The organism is Lysinibacillus sp. Y5S-8 (genome assembly GCF_036894365.1).
Lineage (GTDB): Bacteria > Bacillota > Bacilli > Bacillales_A > Planococcaceae > Lysinibacillus > Lysinibacillus fusiformis_D.
On sequence record NZ_CP145889.1, the window covers coordinates 3,543,712 to 3,567,609 of the forward strand.

General features: G+C 37.3%; 18 protein-coding genes. 3 read left to right on the top strand and 15 right to left on the bottom strand.

Translation table 11 applies throughout. From position 1 onward, the window contains the following. Nucleotides 1-9: 9 nt before the first annotated feature. The 5 genes from trmB to pepV all read right to left on the bottom strand — a co-directional run bounded on the left by trmB (nt 10) and on the right by pepV (nt 5,467). Complete coding sequence (gene trmB / locus V6670_RS17170) at nt 10-660, bottom strand: tRNA (guanosine(46)-N7)-methyltransferase TrmB (RefSeq protein ID WP_338651749.1); 651 nt, start codon at nt 658-660, stop codon at nt 10-12. Between the two features lie 95 nt (nt 661-755). Continuing rightward, nucleotides 756-1,688 carry a diacylglycerol kinase family protein gene (locus V6670_RS17175; protein WP_338651750.1) on the bottom strand — a complete coding sequence of 311 codons (933 nt, stop codon included), beginning with the start codon at nt 1,686-1,688 and terminating at the stop codon, nt 756-758. A gap of 3 nt (nt 1,689-1,691) precedes the next feature. Next, nucleotides 1,692-2,696 (bottom strand): nuclease-related domain-containing protein, encoded by a 1,005-nt coding sequence (locus tag V6670_RS17180; protein WP_141905325.1) that lies wholly within the window; start codon nt 2,694-2,696, stop codon nt 1,692-1,694. A 482-nt stretch (nt 2,697-3,178) separates the two neighbouring features. Beyond that, nucleotides 3,179-4,033, bottom strand: a complete 855-nt coding sequence (dat, locus tag V6670_RS17185) for a D-amino-acid transaminase (protein ID WP_338651751.1) — start codon at nt 4,031-4,033, stop codon at nt 3,179-3,181. A gap of 27 nt (nt 4,034-4,060) precedes the next feature. Further along, the gene (gene pepV / locus V6670_RS17190; protein WP_338651752.1) at nt 4,061-5,467 is read right to left on the bottom strand and encodes a dipeptidase PepV; all 1,407 of its coding nucleotides are present in this window, start codon (nt 5,465-5,467) and stop codon (nt 4,061-4,063) included. 357 nt (nt 5,468-5,824) lie between these two features. On the opposite strand from pepV, the gene V6670_RS17195 reads away from it, so the two are divergent. Beyond that, on the top strand, nt 5,825-6,046 hold the full coding sequence (locus V6670_RS17195) for a DeoR family transcriptional regulator (protein ID WP_036118795.1): 222 nt from the start codon (nt 5,825-5,827) through the stop codon (nt 6,044-6,046). A gap of 283 nt (nt 6,047-6,329) precedes the next feature. Beyond that, nucleotides 6,330-7,499: an MFS transporter gene (locus V6670_RS17200; RefSeq protein WP_080717032.1), complete on the top strand. Its 1,170-nt coding sequence runs from the start codon at nt 6,330-6,332 to the stop codon at nt 7,497-7,499. 47 nt (nt 7,500-7,546) lie between these two features. Here V6670_RS17200 and V6670_RS17205 read toward each other — a convergent pair whose 3' ends face one another. The 4 genes from V6670_RS17205 to asnB form a co-directional block, all read right to left on the bottom strand. After that, entirely contained in the window at nt 7,547-9,064 is a 1,518-nt protein-coding gene (locus tag V6670_RS17205; RefSeq protein WP_338651753.1) for a GGDEF domain-containing protein, read from the bottom strand. Nucleotides 9,065-9,222: 158 nt separating this feature from the next. After that, the gene (locus tag V6670_RS17210) at nt 9,223-9,936 is read right to left on the bottom strand and encodes a pseudouridine synthase (RefSeq protein ID WP_141905329.1); all 714 of its coding nucleotides are present in this window, start codon (nt 9,934-9,936) and stop codon (nt 9,223-9,225) included. Nucleotides 9,937-9,946: 10 nt separating this feature from the next. Then, on the bottom strand, nt 9,947-11,560 hold the full coding sequence (locus V6670_RS17215; protein WP_080717031.1) for a polysaccharide biosynthesis protein: 1,614 nt from the start codon (nt 11,558-11,560) through the stop codon (nt 9,947-9,949). A 271-nt stretch (nt 11,561-11,831) separates the two neighbouring features. Continuing rightward, on the bottom strand, nt 11,832-13,682 hold the full coding sequence (gene asnB, locus V6670_RS17220) for an asparagine synthase (glutamine-hydrolyzing) (protein WP_036118787.1): 1,851 nt from the start codon (nt 13,680-13,682) through the stop codon (nt 11,832-11,834). A 287-nt stretch (nt 13,683-13,969) separates the two neighbouring features. On the opposite strand from asnB, the gene V6670_RS17225 reads away from it, so the two are divergent. After that, complete coding sequence (locus V6670_RS17225) at nt 13,970-15,220, top strand: NAD(P)/FAD-dependent oxidoreductase (RefSeq protein ID WP_338651754.1); 1,251 nt, start codon at nt 13,970-13,972, stop codon at nt 15,218-15,220. 475 nt (nt 15,221-15,695) lie between these two features. Here V6670_RS17225 and V6670_RS17230 read toward each other — a convergent pair whose 3' ends face one another. The 6 genes from V6670_RS17230 to V6670_RS17255 all read right to left on the bottom strand — a co-directional run bounded on the left by V6670_RS17230 (nt 15,696) and on the right by V6670_RS17255 (nt 23,834). Next, nucleotides 15,696-16,388, bottom strand: coding sequence for an AIM24 family protein (locus V6670_RS17230; RefSeq protein ID WP_036118779.1), 693 nt, complete (start codon nt 16,386-16,388; stop codon nt 15,696-15,698). Between the two features lie 276 nt (nt 16,389-16,664). Beyond that, nucleotides 16,665-17,933, bottom strand: coding sequence for an OFA family MFS transporter (locus V6670_RS17235; RefSeq protein ID WP_036118777.1), 1,269 nt, complete (start codon nt 17,931-17,933; stop codon nt 16,665-16,667). Nucleotides 17,934-18,699: 766 nt separating this feature from the next. After that, a complete protein-coding gene (locus tag V6670_RS17240) occupies nt 18,700-19,605 on the bottom strand; it encodes a DMT family transporter (RefSeq protein ID WP_338651755.1) in 906 nt (301 codons plus the stop codon). A gap of 167 nt (nt 19,606-19,772) precedes the next feature. Further along, on the bottom strand, nt 19,773-20,984 hold the full coding sequence (locus tag V6670_RS17245) for an amidohydrolase (protein WP_338651756.1): 1,212 nt from the start codon (nt 20,982-20,984) through the stop codon (nt 19,773-19,775). Further along, nucleotides 20,981-22,231 (bottom strand): amidohydrolase family protein, encoded by a 1,251-nt coding sequence (locus V6670_RS17250; RefSeq protein WP_338651757.1) that lies wholly within the window; start codon nt 22,229-22,231, stop codon nt 20,981-20,983. Before V6670_RS17250 ends, V6670_RS17245 begins: the two co-directional genes overlap by 4 nt. Before the next feature lie 43 nt (nt 22,232-22,274). Next, nucleotides 22,275-23,834 carry a glutathione ABC transporter substrate-binding protein gene (locus V6670_RS17255; protein WP_338651758.1) on the bottom strand — a complete coding sequence of 520 codons (1,560 nt, stop codon included), beginning with the start codon at nt 23,832-23,834 and terminating at the stop codon, nt 22,275-22,277. Nucleotides 23,835-23,898: the final 64 nt, after the last annotated feature.

A 23,898-nucleotide genomic window follows, 5' to 3' on the forward strand; every position in this document is an offset into this window, starting at 1 on the left:
ATATTCCCCCTACAATTTAGTGATAAATTGTGATTCTAAGCGATAAATCGGCTGCCCTTTCGCAGAAAATTTCTCCTCATATTCCGTCATCACATTATCCTCTGGCATATTTGCATGTAGGTCGAGAGATACATACTTTAGTAACATACCATATTCAGACATACTGATTAAAGAATACTCGAACAGACCACGGTTATCCGTTTTAAAATGGACTTCCCCATTATCCACTAAAATCGACTCATATAATTTCAAAAAACCCTCGTGCATTAAACGTCTTTTTGCATGACGTGTTTTTGGCCAAGGATCTGAGAAATTCAGGTATACACGTGATACATCATTTTTATCAAAGAATTTATATAAATCTGCGCCATTTACTTTTAGTAAGCGTAAATTCGCTGGAGATTTTGCCTCTAGCACTTTTTCTAGTGCACAAACAATCACACTATCATAAAGCTCAATGCCAATATAATTAATCGTTGGGTTTTGCAAAGCCATGCCTGTAACAAATTGCCCTTTTCCAGAACCTACTTCAATATGGATAGGATTGTCATTTCCGAAAACAGACTGCCACTTTCCTTTAAAGTCTTCAGGATTTGGAATAATCACCTCTGGGTGATCTGTAATCATTTCCTCTGCCCAAGGCTTATTTCTTAATCTCAATGTTGTTCCTCATTTCTTTCTTGTGAAATTATTGATTTTTTATAGTATAACGTATTCCCCTACAATTCGCATGAAATTATTGCACAATGATATTTTTAGGCATCTTTAGCAATAACCTGCCATGCATTTTGCTGTACTGTACAGTGTATAGGGGTCCCTTGATTCACAACGCCCACGTAATTGCCATCCGTATGACAATCAACCTGATGAGCGCGTACACTCATATCAAAGTGTTGGCCCTGTAAAAAAGTAATTTCCTTAAATTTTGTATGCTTTTCAAAAAAAACAGTGATAAAAACAAGTAATAATTTGATACGTGATATTCCATGGACAATCGTTATATCCACATGGCCATCATCTGCTTTTGCAGCTGGTGATATTTTCATGCCTCCCCCGAAATAAGGCTGATTACTCATCGCTACAAACCATGCCTGCTGGAATTGCCATTCTTGTTCACCTGAAAGAATCGTTACATCAAAACGCTCAAAGCGAAATAACCCTCTCATAACAGCTACAGCGTAGGAAAGCTTTCCTAGCCCAATTTTATTCAGATAAAATTTAAGACGAGATGTATTAATTGATTTTGTCACATAGGCATCGAAGCCTATACCCGCATTATTAACGAAAATTTCCTTCCATTTATCACCGAGCTGAATAATTCCTGCATCCATCTGTGTATTGGCCATAGTGGTCCTTACATAGGCCTCTATTTGCCTCGCATGTTGAAAGATTGGGAAAAAGCGGGCAAAATCATTGCCAGAGCCTGCTCGAACGACACCTATAATGACGTATTTATTATGTACAACACCACTAACTACCTCATGGATGGTGCCATCACCACCAACAACGACAAGTAACATGTGTTCTTGCTGTTGCTGAGCCCATTGTTTGGCTATTTCCTTTCCATGTCCTTCATATTCCGTAAAAGCTACTTGATAGGTGATCGTTAGTTGCTGTTGCAGCTGAAGCCAAACCCTCTTGCCTTTCCCATTTCCTGCTGCCTCATTGACAATAAATAATACCTGCATATATCAGTCCTCTGTTGGTTGTGGCGCTTGCTGCCAAATGTCTCGATTAAAGGAGGTTGTTTGGACAGTATTTAAAATTGTTTGAGCAGCCCGTATTTGCATATGCTTCATAGGAGAGGAAACTTTTCTCAACTGCTCTATCCATTCGTGGTAATTTCGACGATCAACAAAGCGAACCCCAAATGGTGCACCAGGATAATCAAAATAACCATTCCGAGTTAGCACAACTTTACGGATAGGCATATCTATATTCTCTTGTTTAAATAATTGCGATAGCACCGATTCCATCCGCCCTAAATTAATTGTTGGATTCAGTACTTTAACGTCCTTAGTTCCCACTTTCTTCATCCAGAAGCGATCACTACCACCTACATAGACAGCTTGATTTTCAGCTTCTAACACCGTAATACAAATACATTCTGTTGGTGACATGAGTACTACATCAAGCTCAATAGGGGCTTTTCTTATTTGTAGAATGGGATAATAAAACAACAAATAGTTATCTGGTAACGTTTGCAATAATGTACGTAGTAAAGAGTCACGCATGAAACGAGGATCTACATATGATTTTTCACGTAATGTTGAACTAGCCCATTTCATTTGAAAATGGAAAAATTGATCGATAAACATTCGTTTCAGCTCATGGATGGATTGTGGTGCAAACACAATTTTAGGTTCAAATGTGAGCGTCGTTTCTTCTTCTGGAATAGTATCTTCATCACTGACAAGCTCGTTGGATATTTCTAGTTTTTCAACATCCTCAGTTGCTTCCTTTTGGCGACCAGCAAAGATTTTTTTGAAGAAGGAAAACCGTTCCTTTTCTTCGAAGGCATTTGTTTCTGCCTCATTGTCGTCATGTTGCCATTCGCTTATATCCTCTCCCAACTCCCACTGACGCTTAATGCGCTCCCACTGACTTTTCTTTAAGCGCACAAATTGAGTTGGATATCTCGCTAAATCAATTTGATAGCGTGAAATATAATCTTGTAATTTCACCAATTGTGCCATGTAAAGGTCACTCCATTCTTACTCACCATATCTATATTTCTTTTTATCTTGATTCAGCAATTGTTTTTTGTACTAAAAGCGTGTGTTCAAACGCTCGCTGAAATAGGGAGAACACTGTCAAAAAGCATCATGCTCTGAAGCAATGACGACGTGATCTACTCCAAATTGTCCCGAATCCCCCGACGAATGTTACAACCTTTAAGAGAAGATAGTTAACTGCTATCACAGCACAGGATGGCTTGAGGTTAACTTCTTACTTGCAGGCTTGAAAAAATTTAGACACTATTACACCGAGGCATCATGGATTATGATTGCTTTAGTAGAAAAAGAGGCAATTGTATACATTACATCGACATTTGTTCTACGAATTTCAATCTGTAAAATTATTCTTTCCTATCCTTTTTATTTTACATGACGACACTCAACATTACATCCATAAAAAAAGAGAACTATCCTTATTGGTAGTTCTCTAAAATGTTTTTTTATTTTGTATTTGAAGAAAGTGGTAATTTCGCTTCAAAAGCTTGTTGCAATTGACGTGTCCATTCCCCCGGTACACCAGCACCAATTTGGTTTCCATCAACATCAACTACAGGCGTCACTTCAGAAGATACAGACGAAACAATGATTTCATCCATCGTTAATAAATCAGCTTTTGTCATCGGTTCTTCAACGACAGGTAAATTAATTTCCTCTGCACATTTTAAAATGACTTGACGAGTAATGCCATTTAAAATGAAGTTATTCGCTGGATGTGTATAAAGCTTTCCGTCTTTAATACCATAAACATTCGCTGATGAGCATTCTGTCACGATATCCCCACGATGTAATATCGCTTCATAGCAACCTTTTTCAGCAGCCTCTTGCTTTGCTAATACTGCACCAAGTAGGTTTAAAGATTTGATATCACAGCGTAACCAACGAATATCCTCAACAAAAGTAGCCTTTACCCCTTTTTCAAAGTTTTCATATGCACGTGCACCCTCTTTAACATTACCAGTTAATACAGCTGGAACACTCGCATCTGGGAAAACATGATTACGGGAATTAGCACCACGTGTAATTTGGAAGTATACATGCCCTGTATCTAGATTATTTTTTTCAATTAGCTCATGTAATAATTTGTGTAAAACGTCCTTTGTATAAGGAATAACAAGACGAATTTTTTCGGCGCTTGCATAGAAACGATCAATATGCTCTTGTGCTGTAAACATATTTCCGTTATAAACTTTGATTACCTCATAAATGCCGTCACCGAATTGATAACCTCGGTCTTCTGGAGATACCACAATCGATCCTTCTTCAACAATTTGATCATTCCATAATGAATATGCCATGTTTTGTTCATCCTTTTCGTCTTTGAGTTATTTTTTTCCTGCAAGTTCAACAATTGCTTCAGCATAAATTGCTGCAGCTTTAACGAGATTTTCAACGACAACAAACTCATCTGCACGATGCGCTACATCTGGCTCTCCTGGAAACAGCATGCCAAATGCCACTCCTTTTTTCATCACACGTGCATACGTCCCACCACCTGTCGATAATAGCGGTGTTTCTCTATCACCCGTTTGACGTCTATAAATAGCTGCTAATGTCTGGATAAATGGATCATCTTCACTGACATAATGCGGTTTGGAGTCGTCTTGAATATCTAGTGAGAACCCTTTTTCCACCGTTAAGCGTTGAGCCGCCATTATTTTTTCATCGAATGGGTAGGACACAGAATAGCGCATACTAATTACTAAACTGCCACCTTTATGAACATCATAGCTGACGATACCTGGATTTAATGTAGTTTTTCCTGACATTGCATCCTCAAATTGTAGCGCAAGCTGATGGCCATAATGATCCTGATAAAAAGCATGTGCGATAAAGTCAACAAATTGTTTACTTGCCTCTGTCGTCAACTCTTGTTGTAAAAATGCTGCAAGATAAACAGCTGCATTAACACCTTTTTCTGGTTCCATTGCATGGGCTGCTTTACCTTTGATAGTTATTATATAGCGAGAGTCCTCCATTAATAAAGAGCCTTCTAGCTGATTTTTGCTTAAAAATGTTTGAAAATTCTGTTCGAATGGCTCGAAGACATGCTGAATTGTTGCTTTCGCAAAATCAGGTACCATATTTGGGCGCTTTCCTGCATTAAATAGTAGTAGTTGTTCTTTCGTTGCATCACCTATTTTATTTTGAGAGAACACAAGCTCGGCAATGCCTTTTTCCGCATTGATGAGCGGGAAATCCGCATCTGGTGCAAAACCAATTGTCGGCATTTCCTCTTGTTTAAAATAGTGGTCGACACAGCGGAATCCTGTTTCTTCATCCGTACCAATAATCATTCGTACTCTTTTTTCTAATGGAATACCTGCTTCTTTCACAAGCTTCATAGCCATCCATGCCGCAATCGTAGGACCTTTATCGTCAATCGCACCACGTGCATATAACTTACCGTCTGCTACTGTACCGCTGAATGGTGGGTATGTCCAGTCAGCTTCGTCTCCAACCGGTACAACATCAACATGACATAAAATACCAAGTAATTCTTCACCTGAACCCATTTCAATATGCCCAGCATAATTATCAACATTTTTCGTTTGTAAGCCTTGGTTCTGACCTTTTGCTAGTAACCATTCAAGCGCTTGAAGTGGACCATCTCCAAATGGTACTTCAGTAGTTATTGTATCCTCATCAAGAACACTATTAATTTGCACAAGCTCCTGTAACTCTTGTATCAATTCATCTTGCCTTTCTTTTGCAGCCTGTAACCAATCCATACCATATACCTCCTTCAAAGTATCAACATTATTCTACACCTTACAACATATATGACAATCAGCTTTCTGACAACTATTTTCAGTAACTTCTACTGACACTACCACATATAGCATGTTTTTCACGTATTCCCACAAAATACAGTATAAAATTTATGTTTCAAATGTAAATTTCTCTTGCATTCACTAGAAAATTAAGTAGTTTTTCTATATAATGAAGTTATCAGAATAATTGTTCTGACTATAAAATTAGAAAAAGGGATGTCTAAGGCAGCTACTTATTAGCCTAAGTGCACTCCGCACATATTGTCGTCCGCTAGTCTTTGCCAAGAGAATTAAGATGAAGGAGTGGTTCATTTAATGAAACCAACTACTGATCGAATGCTTAATCGTATTAAAGACGTGTACATGTTTATTTTAGACAAAGGAACCGTGTCTACACAGGATTTAGTCGAAGAGTTTAGTATCACTCCTCGCACCGTTCAAAGAGATTTGAACGTGTTAGCCTTTAACGATTTGGTAATGAGTCCAAGTCGAGGCAAATGGACAACGACGAAGAAAAAAGTAAAAATGACGTCTTAGTTTTACGTTTTGTACGTAAAGCATTGTGTATGGAAAAAGAATGACCTTTCGTCGGGGTCATTCTTTTTTGTCATTATAAGCGTATTAGATTTTTTTATGGCTTATTGGAAGGGCTGGTCATTTCACTGTTGTGCATTCAAAACATACATTTCACATCCCCTTTATGCTCTATACTTACGTAAAAATTTCCCTATGTGCTCCTTCAAGATTATTTTGACTATTTACAGTTGCTTAACAATCCGTTAAACTCGAAACATTCTAAATGTTGAGAGGAGGGTTTTATTTGAAATTGTCAACGTACTTTCATCCATTAGTTTGGATCATCTTAGGCGGAACAATATTTACACGTATTGCAAGCTTTATGGCAATGCCTTTTTTAGCTATTTATCTACATAATGAAATTCAAGCCTCCCCTTTACAAATTGGGTTGACGATTGGAATTGCGCCACTTATTTCCACTATTGGTGGATTTTTCGGTGGTTATCTAACAGATCGCTTTGGTCGAAAAAGTGTTATTTTACTAACAATTATTGTTTGGAGCCTTGTATTTTTCGGCTTTGCAACTGTTCATACCGTATGGCTCTTTGTCCTATTCAATGCCTTGAATGGTCTTTGTCGTTCATTTTTTGAACCTTCCACACAGGCATTAATGATTGATTTTACACCTGCTGATAAACGAAAAAGACTATTTTCATTACGTTATACAGCCATTAATATTGCAGCGGTCATCGGCCCTATTATCGGTGTGTACATCTCACAGCTATCAAGTCCAAGTATCCCCTTTATGCTGACAGGTATTATGTATATCATTTATGCTGTATTTTTATTTTTCGTGTTAAACCGTTATCAAATGCAACAACCTAAAGCTGTCACTCAAACAAAAATACTAAGCACATTCACAATCCTATTGACAAATCGTGTACTACTTAGCTTTATTTTAGGTGCCATCCTAATCAATATAGGATACTCTCAATTTGATTCTACATTACCACAAATCATTGAATTAAAAATTGAGGAAGGTGCGAAACTTTATTCGCTATTAATCTCTCTCAATGCAGCGGTTGTCTTATTATTACAATTACCAATAAGCATTGTATCAGAGCGATTTTCATCGTCCGCAACATTGTTGGTAGGTATACTGTTCTTTGCAATTGGTCTATTTTTGTTCGGATTCTCCAATAATTATACGCTCTATATCATCGCCATGATTATTTTTACAATAGGTGAGATTTTTGCCTTCCCAACAATGAATGTTATGATTGATGAAATTGCACCAGATACACAAAAAGCAACTTATTTGGGCGCTGCGCAATTTAAAAATTTAGGCGGCTTTATTGGACCCATAATAGGTGGTTGGTTATTGACTCATTATATGAATGCTATGTTTGCTGTCATCGCCATTCTTGTATTATGTAGTTGTTTCTTTTATAGATCCAAAACGACAACGCATTAAAAAACGCTCCATTGCTATCATTGGCTAATGATAGAATGGAGCGTTTTTTAAATACTATAGTCTTCGTCAGCAGCGACCTCAGCATAACTAGAATATTGATCTTTACCTGCATTTTTAGATTGATATAGTGCCTTATCCGCCCGTTCAAATAAGCTCATTTCTGTCTCTTCAGCATGATGATATATAGCGCCACCCATGCTGACAGATAATACGGACCATTTTTCACTAGCATATCCCTCATATTTTACGGTTCTGATTTGAGTCAAAATGGCCTTTGCAATTTGTTGCATCTGTTGTTCTGTCGTATCGTACAAGACAATGGCAAATTCATCTCCACCAAATCTCACGACAAAGCCATTGTTTTTCACTACATGCTTTAAAATCATGGCTGTTTCAATCAGGATACGATCCCCTTCAACATGCCCAAATTGATCATTTACTTGCTTAAAATTATCCAAGTCGATTAACAATAAACCCGGCACATTCATTTTTCGTTTTTTTAATAAATTGTCAAACTTCCGAATATAGGTAGCACGATTATAGACACCTGTTAACGGATCGAATGTGGCAAGATAGATTGTTTTAGATAAAATTTTATTGATGACTAATAGCATAATAAATGCTGTTAGCAAGGCAATGGATAGTAAAATCCAAAATTGTTTTGTATTTTTTTGGAGCGCTTCTATTTTAGTAAAATTGACAAATTTCACATAAACAAGCCTTTTTGAAGACTCCCCTCTCACTGTCTCTGCTTCATAAGGCAAAAAAAGATGCGTTTCTATATAACCATGATGTAATGCTTTTTGAAATTCAACTGGCTCCATTTTTTTCTTTGCTAGCTCAAAATATTGCTGAAATTGTTTGGATTGATCTCGCACGGTGATCTTCTTCAATCTAGAATCATCAAAAAAAACTCCACCGGCGTTAATGATTTGCACTTCTACTAAATCCTCGTATTTAGCAATTAAGTATTCTGCGGTTTTCTCAAAATTAAAGGTTTGAAAGACTGGATCATTCAGTAAGTCTATGCCTAACTCAAGCAGATATTTCTTATCATGCGTTGCCAAATAGCCGAACTTTCGGTATTCTCCTGTCGTTGTCGAAATATCTATTCCATCTGTATAAAACTCACCACTAGCACGCCGCTCATCCAATAATGCCGAAAAACGCTGACAGCAGCTCGAAAAATCCAAACCAATATCTTTCTCAAATGTCGTGTAAATCACCTTGTTGGATCGATCTACTATGTAAATATCCATACCATGCTTCTGTTTCTTCTGTTGCAAATCCCAAGTTTCAATAGCAGGATTTTTGCGATAATCGTTTTGTAATTGTCTAAGTTCCTGTTCCATATTATCTGACATATTTTTATCAAAATAAAAATGAGCATTATCGATCGTTTGCATATCTGTCAGAATATGATTTTCAATTAATACTTTATTCATGGCCACTTGCTTCTCGATATCTGCCACTAGTATTTGTCTGTTGACATATGAAATGACAGCAACGAGTATGACTGCAAAAGCTATTAAAGATAGTAATAATTTTATACGCAGGTTCTTCATATGTTTGTCCTCTACCTATTTTCACCATCATATTTTAAAAACTTTAGATAATGATAAGCTACATGAGTACATCACAGTAACTCATTCATATTATACCGTTACTGTCATCATACTGTATATAAAAAATCCCCGATGCTATAGTAGCACCGAGGATTGTGTTAATGATTGTTTTGTAAGCTGGCTAGCTCTTCTGCAGTTAGTTCACGATATTCACCTAATGCCAGCTTATCATCTAGTTGAAGATTCCCCATAGACAACCGCTTTAAATACGTTACACGTTTACCCACAGCCTCAAACATTCGTTTCACCTGATGAAATTTGCCTTCCTGAATGGTCAGCTCTATTTCTGATTGCTGTGCAGATTGTAGAATCACAAGCTTTCCAGGCTTTGTAACGTAGCCATCATCTAATTCCACGCCATGCGCAAATTTCTCGACATCTTCTTCCGTCACAACGCCCTCAATCTGTGCAAAGTAAACCTTTGGCACATGTTTTTTCGGAGACAATAAATTATGAGCAAGCAAACCGTCATTGGTTAATAACAGTAACCCTTCTGTATCTTTGTCCAGCCGACCAACTGGGAAAGGTTGAAAATGCTGATGCAATGGCTCTAATAAATCAATCACCGTTTCGTCTCTTAAATCTTCTGTTGCAGAAATAACATCAGGTGGCTTATTCATCATAAAATAGACAAACTCTGTATAAACAACGCGCTCTCCAAACACTGATACAATTTGCTGTTCTGGGTCTACATGTAGCGCTGCGTCTTTAACATAAGCACCATCCACTGTGACAGCCTTTTGCTTTAATAGCTGCTTCACTTCTTTACGGGAACCATACCCCATATTCGCTAGTAATTTATCTAAACGCATAGTACCACTCCTATTTCATTCCCAGCTTGCTCATAATGCGCGTTAATCGTTCTCCCAATAACTTTTGTGCCAAACCTAAGCGCAGTGATAAAAAGCCGTAAACAGCCACACCAACACCCGCACAAATAATAGAGAATAGTAATGCTGAGAATTTACTATCAACTGGGCCCATAAGCAATTCCAATAATTTATGCACAACGAGCACGCTAATTGCCATTGCCATTGTCAATAAAGCAATCAACATAACACGACGAACAACCATTTCTGATCGATAATTCAATGTTTTTCGTAGCACAAGGATATTGATAAGAATCGATACACTATAGCCAATTGCAGTTGCCACAATGGCACCATCTGCCTCCAGCCAACGAATAAATGGAATATTTAACGCTAGCTTTACGAATATCCCTGATAATAAGCTGAAGACAATCCACTTTTGAAAATCAATCCCTTGTAACAACGCTGCTGTTACTTGGAATAACGCAAATAAAATCGCAACTGGTGCATAATGCGCTAATATAGTAGCACCCATTTCACTTTCTGAATAAAGCATGAAGTAGATTTCATTAGCTAAAAGAGAAATACCTACTACAGCTGGCAATGTAATAAAGATTAAAATTTGATAGGTTTTATCCATCGCATGGCGTAGCGATAAATACTCACCTTGTGTGTAATATTTTGTAATCGTCGGTACTAATGCCATTGAAAAGCCTGTCGCTAGCATGACCGGAATGATGACAACCTTATGTGTCATAAAGTTTATCATCGATAAATAAGTATCTGTCACTTCTGCTAAACCAATGGAAGTCATCGCCCCATTAAATGTAAGCATGTCAACTAATTGGAATAACGGGTTGGCTACTCCAACAAACACCATTGGTATGGAATAGGTAATCACTTCTTTATAAATATTGGACATCGGTAGCTGTGTAGACGTCACACTTTGGCTACGTAATAAGTTGAATTCAGGCTGATATTTTTTCCAGTAGTAATAAAGAACACCTAATCCACCGATTGCCCCAATAAAGGCAGCAAACACAGCAAACGAAATCGCTGTCTCTGGCTTCCCTTTGAACACCACAACGACTAAGAAAGAACCACCAAGTAACACAACAATTCGCACAATTTGTTCTACCAATTGAGAAACTGCCGTAGGCTCCATTTTGTCATAGCCTTGGAAGAAGCCGCGCCATAGACTCATAAATGGTACGACGATTAAGGCAAAGCTGACCCAGCGAATCACCGAAGCAATCTGTTCAACCGTAAAGACTTGTTCCTCACTTTTAATAACTAGCCCTGCTATCGGCGTTGCAAGCAGGAAGAGTGCAATAAATGCCCCGAAGCCTGTTACCATCATAATGAGTATGCCCGATTTCATCAGCTTGCGACCTGATTGATAGTCTCCCATTGCATTATACTTGGAGACAAATTTAGAGACGGCTATTGGCGCACCTGAAATAGCTATTGCCAACATAATAGAATAGGGAATATATGCATACTGATAAAGCGCAATGTTCTTTTCGCCAACAATTGCATAAAACGGAAAAATATAAATTAATCCGAGTACCTTCGATAAAAACATCCCCAGTGTTAATATCGCAGTACCTTTCATTAAATTGGACATCATACCCATCCATTCATTGTAAAATCAATATTATTATCGTAACACTTCAAGGATACTTATAAAACATTTTCGTTTCTGTTACTTCAAAGAAACCAACATGCAAGCGCTATCACCTTGTGAATAGCATAAGTAAACCAACTGTAATCTTAACATATTTATAGGAAATGAGACGCATAAATACACCAAAAAGTTCATTCAAAAATACCTGATGAAAAAAGACCTTAAAATAATCGGTGAGGAATGGAACATCCCCACCGATTAACCGTATTTCTTATACCATGTCCACAAAGAACTTTTTATACCACACTAGGAATACATAAACCGTCCAAATATATCGACCGCGATTTGCTTTCCCTTCATAGTGCTCATCTAGATAACCCACTAATTGTTTTGTATCAAAGAATTCATTCGCAAAGTCCGTTGTAAACATTTCTTTCACCATGCTGTAATACTTTTCTTCACGTAACCAGTGACGAATTGGCACTGGGAAACCAAGTTTTGGCCGTTTCGCCCATTCCTCTGGTAATTCTTGATGTGCCGCTTGACGTAAAACATATTTTGTATCAATGTCGTTGACACGATATCTGGATGGAATATTTTTCGCTAATTCCATAACTTCTTTATCTAAAAATGGTACACGTAATTCAATTGAGTGAGCCATACTCATTTTATCTGCTTTTAATAAAATGTCACCAGGCATCCAAAGGTTTAGATCAAGGTATTGCATTTTTGTCACATCGTCATCACCAGGCACTTCATCATAAATTCGTTTTGTAATCGATTTTACAGATGGCGCATTTTTATAAGCTGGTTTTAAAACGTTAATGGCATCTACTTCATCCCACACGACTGCTTCTCCAATAAAACGCTCTTCTACCGTTTGAGCACCTTTAATCAGGAAGTTCGTATATTGATTTTTCGGTAGGGCTTCTGCCATTCCTCGTAATGTTTTACGAAGACCTAATGGTAGTTTTTCGTATTTTTGCATTTTCCCTGAGTTTTGATACCAAGCATAGCCACCAAAAATTTCATCTGCGCCTTCACCTGATAGCACAACTGTTACATCTTTTGATGCAAGCTCTGAAAGGAAGTAAAGTGGCACTGAAGATGGATTGGACTGTGGCTCATCCATATGCCATTGAATTTTAGGAAGAGCTTCAAAACACTCATCTGCTGTAATATATCTACGTTCATTTTGAATATTCAACGTATCTGATAAATCTTTTGCAAGATTTGTCTCATTGAACATATCTTCATAGTCAGCAAATCCTACTGAGAAGGATTTATCTGGGCGTAATAAAGAAGTAATATAACTAGAGTCAATACCACCAGATAAGAATGAACCAACTTTTACATCACTAATTTTATGAGCTTCTACAGACTCTTTAACCGTTGACTGAATTTCTTCGATATATTTTTCAATCGGTGCGTCTTTTGCATGGAATTTTTTATCCCAATATTGCACAATTTGCTTTTGTCCATTTTGAATCAGCATATAGTGTGCAGGCGGTAATTTAAAGACACCTTTAAAGAAGGTTTCATCCATTGAAGAATATTGGAATGTTAAGTATGGGCGTATCGCCTGTTTATTTAATTCTTTAATAAATGAAGGATGTGGTAAAAACGATTTTATTTCAGAGCCGAAAATAAATGTACCATCTGTTGTATGCTCAGAATAGTACAATGGTTTAATACCAAAACCATCACGTGCAATAAATTGTAAATCATTCTTTTTATCCCAAATACAGAAGGCAAACATCCCACGTAGTTTTTTCACAAAATCTACGCCATATTCTACATAGCCATAAATAATGACTTCACTATCTGACTGTGTTTTAAACGTATGACCTTTTTCAATAAGATCTGCACGTAACTCTTGGAAGTTGAAAATTTCCCCATTAAATACAAGCACAATATTGCCGTCTTCACTATATAATGGTTGATTTGCTACTTCTGATAAGTCAATAATACTTAATCGACGGAAACCTAACGTTACTTTATCGTCACTATGAATACCGCCGCTATCTGGTCCGCGGTGAATAATTGTATTCATCATATTTTCTATTGTTTGATGATGATCAATCACATTTGTTCCATTAATATAACCAATAAATCCGCACATTCTATTTTTCACCTCATAATTTAGTGCATAACCTTTACCATAATAGCATGAAAAGACGTTCATTTCATGCTGACAATGCTAATAAAGGAAAACTTTCATCGAAACAATTGTATAACAAAGATTCATGTGTTTCATTCTACTATAAACACTCTTCATCACGAAAGATGAGATAAGGAATTATAAAACACTTTTCTATTATTTTCAATGTCCAAGAAAGCCCCTCTCTATATAGACTTCATGTATAATAGGAAAGATTCCTAATTTGAACAGAAAGTGAGTTTCTAACTATGTATGATGTAATCGTGATCGGTGGTGGCCCATCTGGTTTAATGGCGGCGATTGCTGCCGGAGAGCGTAAAAAGAAAGTGTTATTGTTAGAAAAAGGCGCAAAACTTGGCAAGAAATTAGCCATCTCTGGCGGTGGACGTTGTAATGTTACTAATCGTTTACCTGTCGAAGAAATCGTCAAGCATATACCTGGCAATGGTCGTTTTCTTTATAGTCCATTTACAGTTTATAATAACGAAGATATTATCGCATTTTTTGAAGGGCTTGGTGTCGCCCTAAAAGAAGAGGATCACGGCAGAATGTTCCCTGTATCTAATCGGGCACAAGATGTAGTTGATACACTAATTCGTCAGCTTCAACGACTACATATTGAAGTTCGTTTACACACAGCCGTCAGTAAGCTTCTGATGGACGAAGATAAAATTTTGGGTGTACGTCTTGCGGATGGCTCCGAAGTCCGTAGTCAAGCAGTTGTTGTAGCAGTTGGTGGCAAGGCAGTCCCACAAACTGGTTCAACAGGTGATGGCTATCCTTGGGCAGAGCGTGCTGGTCATACAATCACGACGCTCTTCCCAACAGAGGTGCCTGTTCTATCAAAAGAGGACTTTATCCAAGCGCGTGAGCTTCAAGGTCTAGCATTGCGTGATGTCGCTGTCTCTGTGCTCAACAAAAAAGGCAAGACACTTGTCACACATCAAATGGATATGCTCTTTACCCATTTTGGCTTGAGTGGCCCCGCTGTTTTACGCTGTAGTCAGTTCGTTGTGAAAGAGTTAATGAAAACAGGCTATGAACCAGTGACAATGCGTATTCAGACACTGCCTCATTATAATGAAGAAACATGTCTGCAATATTTAAATAAACTAATCAAGGAAGATCCAAAAAAGGCTGTGAAAAATGTCTGGAAAGGCATTACACCCGAACGGTGGCTCTTATTCTTATGTGAGCGAGCAAATATCGATGTCCAATCAACGGGTGCTGAGTTATCCCAAGAGAAAATTCGTCAATTAGCACATTTACTAGTCAATTTCACATTAAAAGTGAGCGGCACACAGTCACTTGACAAAGCGTTTGTTACGGGCGGTGGTGTCTCTGTAAAAGAAATCGAGCCAAAAACAATGGCATCAAAGAAAAAAGAAGGTTTATTCTTCTGTGGAGAAATTCTTGATATTCATGGCTATACAGGAGGCTATAATATTACCTCTGCTCTCGTAACGGGACGTATTGCAGGAATGCATGCTGCATTATAATAGAAGAGAAAGACCTTTTGGCAAGGCAAGGGGTTGATTTCCGTTCAAGGGGCGTCCGATAAGCCGCCTCCACCATGTGGAAAAAGTGTCTTTTCTTTATCTTTCATTTAGCTGTTGCGATCGAATTGCCCATTTGTATAATTAGAGGAAGAACAGGCTCTTATTTTCAATGTGGAGAAGTGTTTAGTTACAACACGCTTTAATAAATGCGTAGTGAACACCTAAACTTTATTTAAAAACCTTTGCTAAAAAGTTAAATATTTGTGGGTTGGAGTGGAAGGCTACTTAACTCCCGTGGGATAGTGAGACAGTTGAAACCCTACACAGAGCGGTAGCGGAGGAAGCGGCTCGCCCACAGGAAAGCAAGTAGCCAGCAACGGAAATCCATTTTCATCTTTCACAAAAATGCTATTGATTGCTTTGTTTTTCAACACTATGAAAAAGCGTGTCCAAGAAAAAAACGGACACGCTCTTTTTAGCTTTCACTAGACATATAAACTTCTTCAAACGGCTGGATAATGACAAAGCCTTCACCCGAAAATGCCATCTGAATGGATTCGCCACTGCCACGACCGATAAATGTACGGAAGCTGATATCTGTTTTAAACTCAGGTGTTAAATTTCCTGACCATGCAACGGTAGCATGTGGATCAGTATAAACTGTTTCACCTGGTTTCACTAATAATGTCAATGGTTCGAAATGGGTTGTAATGGCTACTTTCCCTGTTCCTTGTAGTGTTACATTGAATAGACCACCTGACATGATGCCAGCCATTTTACGCATTAAGCGTATATCCCACTCAATACTAGGTTCAAAGGCAAGTAAATCATTTCCGTTTACACAAATACTGTCATTTTTCAAATCAAAGACCGTTACTTTCTTTCCTTGGTCTGCTAAATAAAGTCTTCCTTTTCCGCTTGCTTTCATCAATTGCGTGCCTTCACCTGTTAAAGCCTTCTTAAACATCTTACCAAGACCATGCTCCAGCACACGCTCACGTTCAAATTTAATATCACCCGTATAGGAAATCATTGCACCCATTTTTGACCATACTTCACCGTTTAGATTCACTTCTAATACTCGTTCAGTTTCCAATTCAAAATAATCATTTTCATTGTCATCTTGCTGTGTTTTATGAACAAATTCATCTAAAGAAAATTTCCCCAAGATTCATCCCTCCTAATTACCTTATATACGTTTACAGTTGAGAAAAGATTCAAATTTTAGCGTATTGTCCCTCATTGTGCATTTCGTTACAAAATTCCTCTTTTAATAACAAAATCACTTCATTTCCAGTCATGTTATTGACATCAAGTATACACTGTTATACATTAAACGAAGAAATGAAAATTGTTATATAACAATCGCTACAAAAAAATAACTATATAAGTGCCATGTGCGAAATGACACTTATATAGTTCCTGTCTCAATTGAAAGCTCACTTTATTGAGTAGCGGAGACATCTCCAACATTTTGTGCTGCTTTTAAAGCAGTTTGTTTACGTACATCTGCACGTAGTGTTAACGAAATAATTAAGGAAGCTGCGATTAACCCAGCAAATACATAGAACACAGGAATATAGCTTCCGTAAGCATTTTTAATTGTACTTACTAACAATGGTCCGAAAATACCACCTAATGACCAAGTTGTTAATAAATAGCCATGAATAACGCCAAGTTGCTTTGTACCAAATAGATCACTAGCAAATGCAGGTAAATTCGAGAATCCACCACCGTAGCAACTAACAACTAAGAAAATAAGTGCTTGGAAAATAATTACGTTTGTTGTATGTGGTAGGACAATAAATGTAATTAATTGTGCTGTAAAGAAAATAACAAAAACGTTTGAACGACCAATATAATCAGACACAGCGGCCCAAATTAAACGACCACCACCATTAAATAGCCCCATTATGCCTACCATTGCAGCAGCACCTGCAACTGATAGACCAACAATCTCCTGTGCCATCGGAGAGGCAACAGATATCATCATAATCCCCGCAGTTACATTGACTAAATGCATGGACCATAACATCCAGAAATGCTTTGTTTTGACAGCCTCACGCGCTGACATCACTGCTAAATCTTTCTTTACTACTTCTTTGCCTTTATCGGCAGCTGCCTTCATATTCGCTGGCATATAACCAGGCTTAGGCGGCGCTATATATGAAGCCCCTAAAATCATCAACGTGAAATAACTTGCCCCTAAAATAAAATACGTTGTAGAAATGCCAACTGCCTCCATTAAGTTGGCTGCGACTGGCGCTGTAATTAATGCACCAGATCCAAATCCAAGTACGGCCATACCTGTTGCTAGACCACGGCGATCTGGGAACCATTTTACAAGTGTTGATACAGGGGCTATATAACCAATCCCCATACCTAATCCACTAAGAACACCATATGTTAACCAGTACATGACAACAGAATCCATTGAAATCGCTACACCCGCACCAGCTTGTCCTGCTCCAAATAAGACAGCTGCTACCATCGCCGATTTACGTGGCCCCATTTTTTCTACTAAGCTACCAAATAATGCGGCAGAGAAACCTGCAAGCCCCATCATAATGGTAAAGGCAACCGTTACCTTTGTTTCACTCCATCCCATTTCTGTGACAATCGGTAGCTTATATACACTGTATGCATAGGCTCCACCGATTGAAAGGTGAATAGCGATTGCAGATAATGCAATTAACCATCTATTTTTATTCATAAATTCTCATTTCTCCCCTCTTTTGCTACCTGTGAAAATTCTATGAACGTCCATGTAAAACAATTTACCACTTAGAATTATTCAAATGCAAGATGTTTTTCTAAAAAATATTATTTCTCCAAAAAGTATTTTGTTTTTTCATCAATGATTTTCATCACATAAACCTTACAGTCTCTAAGTATAAATTCGTTTTTCCTACAAAAAACATGACAGCTTTTAGCTAATATTACTTTTCTACTCTATTATCCCAGGCATTATTAATTATATTAATATAATTATTTTTGTGCATAACTTCACATTCTGATGTTGTATACGTCTTATTTTACCAACAATATTTTTATGCTCACTTCTCTAAAAAAGAAGCAGATCAAATCAATGAATAATAGAAATTTTTAGAACAAAAGAGAATTTCACCATATAAATGTACGAAATTTTAATTTTTAGAAGTAGCAATAAAAATTAAAAATCAATTCTGTTTTTACTTAAATTTTCAAAAAAATAATTTATTGACAATACAGAGTATGCATATTTTATAAATAGCTTTCAATCGCTCCCTATTTTTATTATTCAAATATACATTTTTATTTCAGGAAATTGAATATTAATGGCAACTAAACAAAATCAATTGCTTCTTATAGAATACAATTAATCTGGAACAAGACGATTTTCGAAGTCATATTGTTTTTGTAAAAAAATAAAACAAGCGCTACAAAAAAACAGCATGTTAGAAGCTACCTCTAACATACTGTACAGAAAAATACATTTTTTAATTTGTTTTTCCTTTCATAAAAAGCATAACTTTTATTTCTTTATAATAAATACATAGCAAAATCCCTAGTAAAATCAGTAAGGAGCCATAAATTTGGACACTGGTAGGAAATTGCTTTAAAAAAATCGCACTCAACAGCATGGCAATAGCTGGCTCAAAATTCAATAACAGCGAAGCATTCGTCGAGCCTATTTCCTTCATTTTTTGATTCCACATTAAATTACTAACCCCATGAATAACGATTGCTGATAAAACTAGCAAAATCCAATAGGGGTATGTTACTTGCCAATTTGTTTGCGGCAATATAGTAAAAGAAAATGGTATAAGCATCAGTAAGCCAATTAGATTTGTATAAAAGGTGATGGACTGAGCTGACATTTTTAGACTAAGATGATTCACAATAATAAGGAAGAAGGAAAAGCTTAGCATTGTAATTAAACTTAGCACCTCTCCCTTACCAATAGAAATGGTGATGAGAGCTCCTTTTGTAATGATAAGACCAACTCCTACAAATGAAATGATTGCACCTAGCCAAAATATGCCGTTCCGTGATTCATGATAAATCAATTTATTCAGTAATGATGTGATAATCGGTGCACAGGCTAATATTAAAGCCGCAGTGATAGGAGAAGTATGCTGAAGGCTGGCATAAAAACTATAGTGATTAATGGAAACGCCCAGTATTCCTGCAATGACCAACAATAGTAAATTCTTGCGCGTAAATATTGTTCGGGTAATAGCTTTCCAACTAATACATCCCAAAAATAAAACAATGATAATTAGCCTAAAAATGGCGACTGTTATAGGAGCCCAGTGTTCAATTAAAATCGAGCCAATAATGAAGTTACTGGCCCAAAAAAATACACAGCTAAATAAAATCATATAGATAGTGAATTGCTTCATATTAATCGTACCTGCATGTAAAGAGACTTCTACATAAGTTCTGGGTCAACTATTAAAAATCTACTTCCCTTTCCTTTATTAATCTTTTCTATTAAAACATAAGTATAGCAAACTAGAAGATTTCTAGTTTGCTATCATATCTAAATAAGGGGGATTTAGATTTATACTTAGTTGATAAACTTACCATTTGACATAACCACTCGGTTAGATGGTTTACGTGCAATGACCTCAGCACTTGATACTGCGTCAAAGAATACAAAACTTGCTTCGTCTTTCACATTCGGCCAAACCTTCTGACCATTTGCATCTAATGGTGTTACACCATTTGTAATATATTTTAATGTTTGTCGAATAGAGCGTTCATCTAGCTTACGAGAAATATCAGCAAAAGTAGTCGCTTTTTCTAAAATATCTCCAGAGCCATTAGGACTCCAAGAATCGTAAAAGCCATCGCATCCAAAGTGGACATCTACTCCGTGCTCTGTTAGTAAATCAATTGGTGGAATTAAACGTCTTAAATCGAATGGCACAGTAGACATAATTTTCACTTGCTGTTGTGCGAGACGATCAGCGATTTTATGCTGTTCCATAACGGATACATCCCCAAGTGAAAATGCATGACTAATCGCCGTTCTACCTTGATATTGTGCATCCTCAACGATATCTATCCATTTATCGATTGTATAATACCCAACATGACCACCATCATGGAGGTGAATATCAACATCTACATTAAACTCCTGTGCGATATCCATCACTTCATAAAGAGAAGGCTCAATTGAATTATCAATCCCTGCTGGATCTAGGCCGCCAATCATCGTTGCCCCATTGCGTAAGGCTTCACGCAATAATTTAGGGACATCATCTCTTAGTAAGCCATGCTGTGGGAAGGCAATGACTTCGGATGTCACGACATCTTTATATTCATCCAATGCCGCTAGTACACCTTCTAAATTTTTCAAGCCAATGTAAGGATCAATATTAACATGAGTACGAATATGGTTGGCGCCATTCTTAACGATTTTCTCAATCATTGCAGCTGCACGTTGTTTACCTGTTGTAGCAAGAACGGATAACTCTTGTGCTTCACGATCAAGTCTTTCCTTTAAATTTTTTACGGGTACACAAGCCTTCCACGGTAAAGTTAAGTATGTTTTATCTAAATGATTATGCATTTCCTTAAAGGCAGGTAATAGCAGCTTCCCGTTCATATTTGTTACTTCATTTGGAGAATCGATTACCTGCGTTGCTGGTACAATTTGAGAAATAAAGCCATCTGTAATTTCAAGGTTAAAAAGCTCCACTTTCGTACCAACTGTATCATTTTCTTTTACATATTCTCCTGTTTCAAGTAGAACATTTGTAAGCCAGTGCTTCATCTGAATTCTCCTTTCAACTCTCCTACTTCCTGTTGGTGAATAATTTTGCCCTGTGAAATAACAGTAGAAATTGGGCATCTTCTTGCTATAACATGAGCAGTGCTAACGCCATCTACTAACAGCATATTGGCTTTATCACCAGCTTGTGGCCAAACACGTTCTCCCGCGTCGTTCAAAGGTGTGATACCACCAGAAGCGTATTTCCAAGCACGACTTAATGAATATTCGTCGATAAAACGGAATCTCTGTGCCATCACATTTAATTTCATAATCGTATTGCCCGTACCGTATGGTGACCAATGGTCTGTTAAACTATCATGTCCTACAGAAACCTTTACACCATTGTTATAAAGATAAGGCATTGGTATTGTTGAACGATTCAGGTCTGTTGGTACAGTTGTTGTGACATCCATTTGTACAGCAGCCATCGCCTGTACTAAATCTTCTAATCGTGACTGTTCTAAATCGGCAAGTGCCATCGCATGGCTAATTGTCACTCGTCCTTCTTTTTTCGCCTGTTTCGTTAACTCGATTAGCTTATAAAATTCAAATTCACCAAGTGTGTTAGCTGTATGAATATGAATATCTATTCCTGCATTATAGTCTTGGGCAATACCCATCGTTGTGTGCAGTGATTTCTCAATATTGCGATCTACAATGGATGGGTCAACGCCCCCAACGAGCGTTGCGCCCATTGCCATTGCTTCACGGATCAATTCTTCCACATTGGAGCGTAATAAGCCATGTTGTGGAAAAGCCACAATCTCATAGGTGATTTGCTCTTGATATTTTTCTAATACTTGCTTTGTTATGTCAATGTGTTTTGTCCCAATTTGTGGGTCCACATTACAATGTGAACGAATATGTGTATGTCCTTGAGAAATAAGCCACTTCACCATTTCCTCTGCTCGATAAGCAGCCGTTGGTAATTGCTTTGGTAATAACGTTCTTTCTTCTTCAATACGCGTTAATATCCCTTTAGTAATGGGTCTTGGCGCTTGCCATTCCCCACCAAAATACGTTTTATCGATATGGATGTGCATTTCTCGGAAAGAAGGGACTAATAGTTGCTTTTGAGCATCCACTACTTCTACGTCTCCGTCAACCACTATATTGTTATCCACTTGTTGAACATGCCCATCTACGATTAGGACATCATAAATACCTGTACGAGTTGCAACAATATGTTCATTTTCATGCTCATATGCTTCTTCTAATCTTACATTTTTCAGCAATAGTTTACTCATAGTTTCCTCCCAATTGGTATTTTTTATCTTTCACCAAATTCGATTATTCTACAATTTCAACGCCACCGATTATTGTGTAGTTAGATGCGTCTAACCAGAAACCTTTCACAGCATTGCTGTAGACTGCTAAATGCTCATAGTTACGAACTGGAATGTATACAGCTTCATCTAACTCTATTTGCATTGCCTTTTTGTAGATTTCATTACGTGCTTCTTGATTTGACTCAGAACGCCCTTGCTCAATTAGCTTGTCTACCTCTGGATTTGAATAGTAGAAATGGTTGCCTGGAGGTCCCATAGAAGCCGTGTGGAATAGATTAAATTGGTTATAATCAGCATCCCCAGTAGCATTACCCCAACCACTAATAAATATTTGGTGCTGTTCTTTCGTGATTTCAGAAATAAATGCACCATACTCCATTACTTGAATTTCAACATCTAATCCAATACCTTTTAATTGAGATTGAATAACCTCAGCCATATTGATACGCTCTTTACGGTCACTTGTCAGTAATTTAACTTTTGTTCCTTCTTTAACGCCAGCTTCTTTTAGTAACTCTTTTGCCTTTACTACATCATAGTCATATGGTTTTGTTTCACTAGAATAACCAATAATTTTAGGACTCATTGCCGAATTTGCAAGTGTACCTACATTATCATAAATGCCACTAATAATTGCTTCGCGGTCAACTGCATAACTAATTGCCTGACGTACTTTTACATCTGATAATAGTGCATCTTTCACATTGAAACCGATAAATTCTACTGCAAGTCCTTCGGCACGGAATAAATTCATCGTTGAAGAATTTTCTATGCGGTCAATCTCTGTTACGGGTACTTGTTCAGCGATATGTGCTTCTCCACTTTCAATCATTGCTAAACGAGTAGAGTCCTCTGGTACGACTTTAAATGTTACTTTATCTACTTTCGGTACAGTGCCCCAGTAATCTTTGTTTGTATTTAATGTAATTGCTTGACCTGATTTCCAATCCTCGAATACAAATGGACCTGTCCCTACTGGATGTGTTGCTAATTCATCAGCCGCTTCCGCAATAGCTTTCGGGCTGATCATACTACCTTCTTGACTTGCTAAAATAGATAAAAGCGGTGCATATGGTTCTTTTAACTTCAACGTGACAACATACGTATCATCTACCACTGCTTCATTAATCATTGATAATTTATCACGTTGTGGTGAACCAGTTGCAGGATCTAAAATACGATCAAATGTAGCTTTAACAGCCTCTGCGTTAAAATCTGCTCCATCATGGAATTTAATGCCCTCATTTAATGTAAATGTCCAAGTGACATCATCTTTTTGCTCCCACTCTTTTGCAAGTAATGGAACAATTTTGCGATCTCTATCAAAAGCAACAAGTGTTTCATATATTTTGCCATGGATAATATTTGCTGACGGAATATCTGTAATAAAATGAGGATCAAGGCTTGTCGCATCCGATGCTCTTAAAACAACTAATTCTCCTCCTACACTTTTTGATCCCTCCTTGGAACCTTCTGAACTTTGATTACTTGCAGTTGAACATGCCTGTAAAACAAGTACGGTAATGAGTGTCATAAATAAAATCAACTTCATTTTCTTCATAAACATTTCCTCCTTATATGATTTGATCCTTACATTTCGAATTATAAAGAAATAAAATTCACTT